Below are 6,060 nucleotides of genomic sequence, written 5' to 3'. Positions count from 1 at the left end.
CCGCGTCCGCCGAGGCGGTAGGCGGTGGTGCGCAGGCCCGCGGCGCGCAGGGTCGCCTCGACCGTCCAGAACACGCGGGGGCGGGACGCGACGGGCCCGGCGTGCACGACGAGCCGGCCGCCCGGGGCGAGCGCGCGCCGGACGAGCCCGTAGAACTCCTGCGAGTACAGCTTCGTGCCGGCCGTGACGCCGGGGTCGGGCAGATCGGAGACGACGACGTCGTACGTCCCCGGCGGCGTCGCGCGCAGCCGGCGGAAGGCGTCGTCCGCCATGACGCGCACCCGGCCGTCGTCGTACACGCGCCCGTTGAGGCGGGCCAGCGGCGGGTCCCGGCGGGCCAGCCGGACCACCCCGGGGTCGGCGTCGACGACGTCGACCCGGTTCACCCCGGGGTGGCGCAGCACCTCGCGGGCGGCGAGCCCGTCCCCGCCGCCGAGGATCAGCACGCGCCCGTGCGGGCCGCTCATCGCGGGGTGCACCAGGGCCTCGTGGTAGCGGCGTTCGTCGCGGCCGCCGACGCGGAGGCGGCCGTCGAGGAAGAGATCGAGCGGCCGGCCGCGGGTGCCGCCGGTGATGACGACCTCCTGGCGGTTGGTGCGGACCGCGACGCGCACGTCCTGTCCGTACACCTCGCGGCGGGCCGCCCGTTCGAAGTCGTCGGCGAGGACGGCGGCGGAGGCGAGGACGGCGAGCACGGCGAGGTTGGCGGCCAGCAGCAGCAGGCGCGCGCGGCGGGTGAGGTCGCGGCGGAACACACCGAGGACCAGGGCGGCCCCGACCACCGCGTTGACCGCGCCGGTGATCAGCGCGGAGTTCAACTGGCCCAGCAGGGGCAGCAGGAGGAAGGGGAAGGCCAGACCGCCGACGAGCCCGCCGACGTAGTCCGCGGCGAACAGGTCCGCCACCGCGCCGCCCGCCTCCTGGCGCCGGATGCGCTGGATCAGCTCCATCAGCAGCGGGATCTCGGCCCCGATGAGCAGGCCGATGGTGAGGGAGAAGGCGACGAGCAGCCAGCGGGGGCCGTCGGCCCACAGTCCGCCCCAGTCGCCGGTCCAGGCGAACACGGCGTACAGGGCGAGCGCGCTGGACCCGCCGACGAGCGCGAGCAGCGCCTCCAGGGCGCCGAACGCGGCGGCGGCGTACGGGCGCAGCCGCTTGGCGGCCAGCGAGCCGAGGCCCATCGCGAAGACCATGACGGACAGCACCACGGACGCCTGGGTGACCGAGTCGCCGATCAGGTACGAGGCGAGGGCGACGAGTTCGAGTTCGTACACCAGTCCGCAGGCGGCGCAGACGAACACGCCCGCCAGGACCAGGAACCGGCCTGTGCCCGGCCGGACCGGAAGCCTCGGGCGGCCTCCCCAGGCCGGCGTGGTGCCGGGAGGGGCGGGGGCGTGCGGATCGATCACGCTGCCGACGGTACGTGACGGCCGCCGCACGCTTCGTCACCCACACGTGTGGTGTTGCGGTACCCGGAGTTTGCGCCGCGGGCCGTCAGGAGCGGGCGCTGCTCCCGGACATGCTGTACGTCGGCGGACGGCGGAGGGGCGGGGCCGCCGGGGTGCGCACGCCCACCCGGGTCCGGGTGGTGACCAGTTGGCCGTCCTGCGGATAGGCGTGCCAGGTGCGCCAGTGGACCTGGCCCTCGCGGTACTGCGCCAGGAGGGCGGTGAAGGCGTGCGGGCTGCCGGGGAAGACGCCGGCCAGGCCGTGCGGATGGTCGGCGACCAGGGCCAGCAACTCCTGGGCGCGCCCGGCGAACCGGCCCGGCGAGAGGATCTCGACGCGGGCCGCGAACTCGTACTCCCACTCGCCGACGCGCTTGGCCACGCCGAGCGGAAGGGGCGTGCTGCTGCCCGGCATGCAGGCCACCGTCTCCGAGCAGACGCCGCGCTCCTCCTCCACGAGCACCTGGTGGGAGGCGCCGAGCAGCCGCAACTGGAGCTTCGCGCGGGGCAGTTCCAGGTCGAGTGCGGCCAGCGCGGGCAGCGGTTCCCGCCCGAGGGTCCAGGCGAGGTCGGCCGCGCGCGTGTCGGTGTAGGCGGTGTTCAGGGTCGTGAGCATGGATGGGCTCCGCTAGCACGCAAGAGAGTGGAGAGAAGGGGAGAGAGGCAGAGGGGAGGTGTCGGGCTCCGGTGCGTCCCGGCCGACAGCGCCGGGGAGGTCCGCCCGGCCCTGTCGGCCGGTGGGAGGGGATGTCCGCGGGGCATCCGAGGGGCTGCGTCGGTGAATTTCAGGGAATCATGAACTCTGGCGCCACCACAGCGTTTTTACCCAAGTTCGGAGGGTTTCCATCCCTCAGAGGGCTTATCAGCTCACCTGTTCAACTCCGGCGTACGCCCGCAGGGGTGGAGCGCGCGCCGGGGTGCGGCCGGGACGGCCGGGGCCGGGAACACGTGAGCGGGGCCGGTTTCGGGCACCGGCCCCGCTCACCGCCGGAGGCGTCCTCCCCGGGCCGGGGAGGACGGACGGTCCGTCTCAGCTGCCTCCGCCACCGCAGCCTCCCCCGCCCCCGCCACCGCAGGACGAGCCGCCGCCGCAGGAGGAGCCGCTGCTTCCGCAGGACGACCCGGTGTCGCCCCCGCCGATCCACCAGCCCCCGTCGGCGGTGCCGCTGTGGTGCGTGCCGCTCCCCCGGCGGCCCGGCCGTCCCGCCGAGCGGCGGGCCGAGCGCCGCCCGCTGCGGTCGACGGCCTTGACGACCAGGACCAGCACTCCTACGACCAGCGCCACGACGATTCCTATGCCCATGACGTCAGCCTCCTTCCGATCCCCCGAAGCGGAACGAGACGTCCCCCGTGGGCGCCTCCCCTTCGGCGTGTGCCCCGGAGATGCCCGCCGCCCCGGCCGCCCAAAGCAGAGTTGAGCAACTTCAGAGGGTTGCCCCGGCCCCCCACCCTCTGACCTGCACGGAAGCGCGGACCGGGGGTGAGTCGGGGGCGGGCCGGGGGTGAGTCGGGGGTGGACCGGGGGCGGGCCGGCGGAGGGCCGGGGGCGGGCCGACGGAGGCGGCGGCGGCGCGGACACGTGCCCGCTCGCGCCTGCCCGGCCGAGGGGAGAACGGACACTCCCGCGCCGCGGCCGACAGCGACCAGCACCGACGGCACGACCGGCATCGACCGGCATCGACCGGCACCAACGCAACGACCGGCACCGACCGGCAGGCACCGCGTACGGGAGAACGCCCCTCCTCACCCCGGGGCGGGGCCGTCCGGCGGTCGGCGGTCCGGCGGTCCGCGGCGGAGTTGAGGAAGTCCCGGGCACGGGCGCAGGATGGCGGGCATGACCTCCAGCGCGCGCCCCCTGCTCAACCGCCGCCTCGCCGAGTTCGGGACGACGATCTTCGCCGAGATGTCGGCGCTGGCCCTGCGGACCGGGGCGATCAACCTCGGCCAGGGCTTCCCGGACACGGACGGCCCCGAGGAGGTGCGCGAGGCGGCCGTACGGGCCCTGCGCGACGGGCGCGGCAACCAGTACCCGCCCGGCCCCGGCGTCCCCGAGCTGCGCGCCGCGATCGCCGCGCACCAGCTGCGGCGCTACGGCCTGTCCTTCGACCCCGACACCGAGGTCCTGGTCACCGCGGGCGCCACCGAGGCGATCGCCGCCGCGCTGCTGGCGCTGCTGGAGCCCGGCGACGAGGTCGTGGCGCTGGAGCCGTACTACGACTCCTACGCGGCCTCGATCGCCATGGCGGGCGGCACGCGCGTGCCGGTCACCCTGCGTCCGCACGAGGGCGGTTTCCGGCTCGACCTGGACGAACTGCGCGCCGCGGTCACCGCCCGCACCCGGCTGCTGCTGATCAACACCCCGCACAACCCCACCGGCACGGTCCTCACCCGCGCCGAGCTGGCCGCGATCGCCGAACTGGCCGTGGAACGGGACCTGCTGGTGGTGACCGACGAGGTGTACGAACACCTGGTCTTCGACGAGGGCGGGCACCTGCCGCTCGCCACGTTCCCGGGGATGCGCGAGCGCACGGTCACCATCGGCTCGGCCGGCAAGACCTTCTCCTTCACCGGATGGAAGGTTGGCTGGGTCACGGCGAACGGCCCGCTCGTCTCCGCCGTCCGGACTGCAAAGCAGTACCTGACGTACGTCAGCGCGGGCCCGTTCCAGTACGCGATCGCCGAGGCACTGCGTCTGCCTGACTCGTACTTCGAGAACTTCCGCGCCGACCTCCGCCGCAAGCGCGACCTGCTCGGAGACGGCTTGCGCGCGGCCGGGTTCGAGGTCTACCAGCCCCAGGGCACGTACTTCATCACCACCGACATCACGCCCTTCGGTGAGAAGGACGCCTACGCCTTCTGCCGCGCCCTCCCCGAACGCTGCGGTGTCGTCGCCATCCCCAACTCCGTCTTCTACGACGACCCCGGCGCCGGCCGCAGCCAGGTCCGCTTCACCTTCTGCAAGAAGGACGACGTTCTCCAAGAGGCCGCTGGCCGCCTGCAGCAACTGGCATCCTGAGGCAAGGCCGCCACCAGCGTGAGCGGGTCCCGACTCCCATCCAGTTTTACATGCGCAACATAGTCGGATTACGTCGTCCCACGAGTGCCGGGGCTGTGGATCGTTATGCGTCGCTTCGGTGATCAGTAACTACGCGTCCTGACGCCGGGGGCGGCATGAAGCAGGGCTTCCCCGGCAACACCTCGAGAATCAGTCGTGGTGGCGAACGGTTTTCCGGGACGGGACGCGCACGAAGCGTTTCAGCGCCTCTATGCCCTGTTCGGCGCGGATGTGGCGACCAATCCCAATGTTGAGGGCAACCGAGTGACCAAGGAGCGACTTCGGGACACGTGACCATCAGCGCATTTCGCCGCCTTGGTGCGGCGCCCCAAGGGGTCGCTGCCAGATGACAGCCACCTACTCGAGCGACCTGCGGACTGCATCGACCAACGAAGCCGCACGCATATCGCCAGCTCCCCCGATGACATTGTTCATCGCATAACCGAAGGCAACGCCGTGCTCCAAGTCGGCGAAGCCGAGCGAGCCGCCTCGTCCCGTGTGGCCGAAAGAGCCTGCCCCAATCATCGGGTTGGTCTCGGTAGGCAACATGTATCCGGTGCTGAATCGGCTCGGGATCAGCATCACCTGGTCCTTCCCTCTGGCCTGCTCCTTGGTCGCTGACTCCAGGGTCTCCGGAGCAACCAGACGCGTACCGTCCACCTCGCCGATCAGCGCGGCGTACATGCGCGCCAGCCCGTGTGCGGTGCCGATGCCGTTGGAGGCCGGGAGTTCCGCAGCCTGCACCCCGGGTGAGTCGAAGTCGATCGCGGCGGGGTCGGTGACCGCGTACGCCCTGTTGCTGAACGACTTCGGATCCCGCCACGCGGCAACCTGCTCGCGGAGTTCCTCGGGAACCGACTCGGCGGGCACGGTGGTGAGGTCGACAGCCGGTCGCTGGTACACCATGCGGCTGACGCGGTCGCGTTGATCCGCCGGCAGTCCGATGAAGAAGTCCAGCCCGAGGGGAGCGGCGATCTCCTCGGCGAAGAAGCGGCCCGGTGTCTGGCCGGACACCTGGCGGATCACTTCGCCGACCAGCCAGCCCCAGGTACGGCCGTGGTAGCCGTGCGCCGTGCCCGGAGTCCACTGGGGACGCTGAGCGGCTAGTGCGGCCGCCATCGGGTGCCAGGCCAACGCCTCGTTCAGCGGGACGGGTTGGTCGAGTGTAATCAAGCCCGCCTGGTGGGACAGCAGCCAGCGCACTGGGATGTCCGCCTTGCCGTTCGCGGCGAACTCCGGCCAGTACTTCGCCACCGGTGCGTCCAGGTCGAGCGCGCCGCGCTCGGCCAGCATGTGTGCCGCGGTCGCGGTCGCCCCCTTGGTCGCCGAGTAGACGAGCTGCAGCGTGTCTCGCGTCCACGGACGACCGGTCTCGGGGTCGGCGACGCCGCCCCACAGGTCCACCACCGGTCGGCCGTACTGGTACACGCACACCGCCGCGCCGATGTCCCCGTGCTGGGAGAAGTTCGCCGCGAACGCCCCATGTACGGGTTCGAACCCAGCCGCAACCTCACCGTGGATCGTCGTCATGCCGTCCATCCTGGCATTGCGACCGCC

The 6,060-nt window shown here is 72.5% G+C and carries 5 protein-coding genes; 1 reads left to right on the top strand and 4 read right to left on the bottom strand.

From position 1 onward, the window contains the following. From SZN_RS16975 to SZN_RS39785, 3 genes are all read right to left on the bottom strand, one after another. Positions 1 to 1,409 (bottom strand): polyamine aminopropyltransferase (locus SZN_RS16975; protein WP_043731222.1); only part of this gene is annotated, 1,409 nt, incomplete at its 3' end. A gap of 85 nt (positions 1,410 to 1,494) precedes the next feature. Continuing rightward, positions 1,495 to 2,064 carry a DUF2617 family protein gene (locus tag SZN_RS16970; protein WP_007496561.1) on the bottom strand — a complete coding sequence of 190 codons (570 nt, stop codon included), beginning with the start codon at positions 2,062 to 2,064 and terminating at the stop codon, positions 1,495 to 1,497. 414 nt (positions 2,065 to 2,478) lie between these two features. Then, positions 2,479 to 2,751: a hypothetical protein gene (locus tag SZN_RS39785; protein ID WP_007496559.1), complete on the bottom strand. Its 273-nt coding sequence runs from the start codon at positions 2,749 to 2,751 to the stop codon at positions 2,479 to 2,481. A gap of 522 nt (positions 2,752 to 3,273) precedes the next feature. On the opposite strand from SZN_RS39785, the gene SZN_RS16960 reads away from it, so the two are divergent. After that, positions 3,274 to 4,464, top strand: coding sequence for a pyridoxal phosphate-dependent aminotransferase (locus tag SZN_RS16960; RefSeq protein ID WP_007496557.1), 1,191 nt, complete (start codon positions 3,274 to 3,276; stop codon positions 4,462 to 4,464). 396 nt (positions 4,465 to 4,860) lie between these two features. Here SZN_RS16960 and SZN_RS16955 read toward each other — a convergent pair whose 3' ends face one another. Further along, entirely contained in the window at positions 4,861 to 6,033 is a 1,173-nt protein-coding gene (locus SZN_RS16955; RefSeq protein WP_043731219.1) for a serine hydrolase domain-containing protein, read from the bottom strand. Positions 6,034 to 6,060 lie beyond the last annotated feature (27 nt).

Origin of the sequence: Streptomyces zinciresistens K42 (assembly GCF_000225525.1) — a bacterium.
Classification (GTDB): domain Bacteria; phylum Actinomycetota; class Actinomycetes; order Streptomycetales; family Streptomycetaceae; genus Streptomyces; species Streptomyces zinciresistens.
Note: the sequence above shows the minus strand (reverse complement) of the source record. Positions and strands in the feature narration are given on the sequence as shown.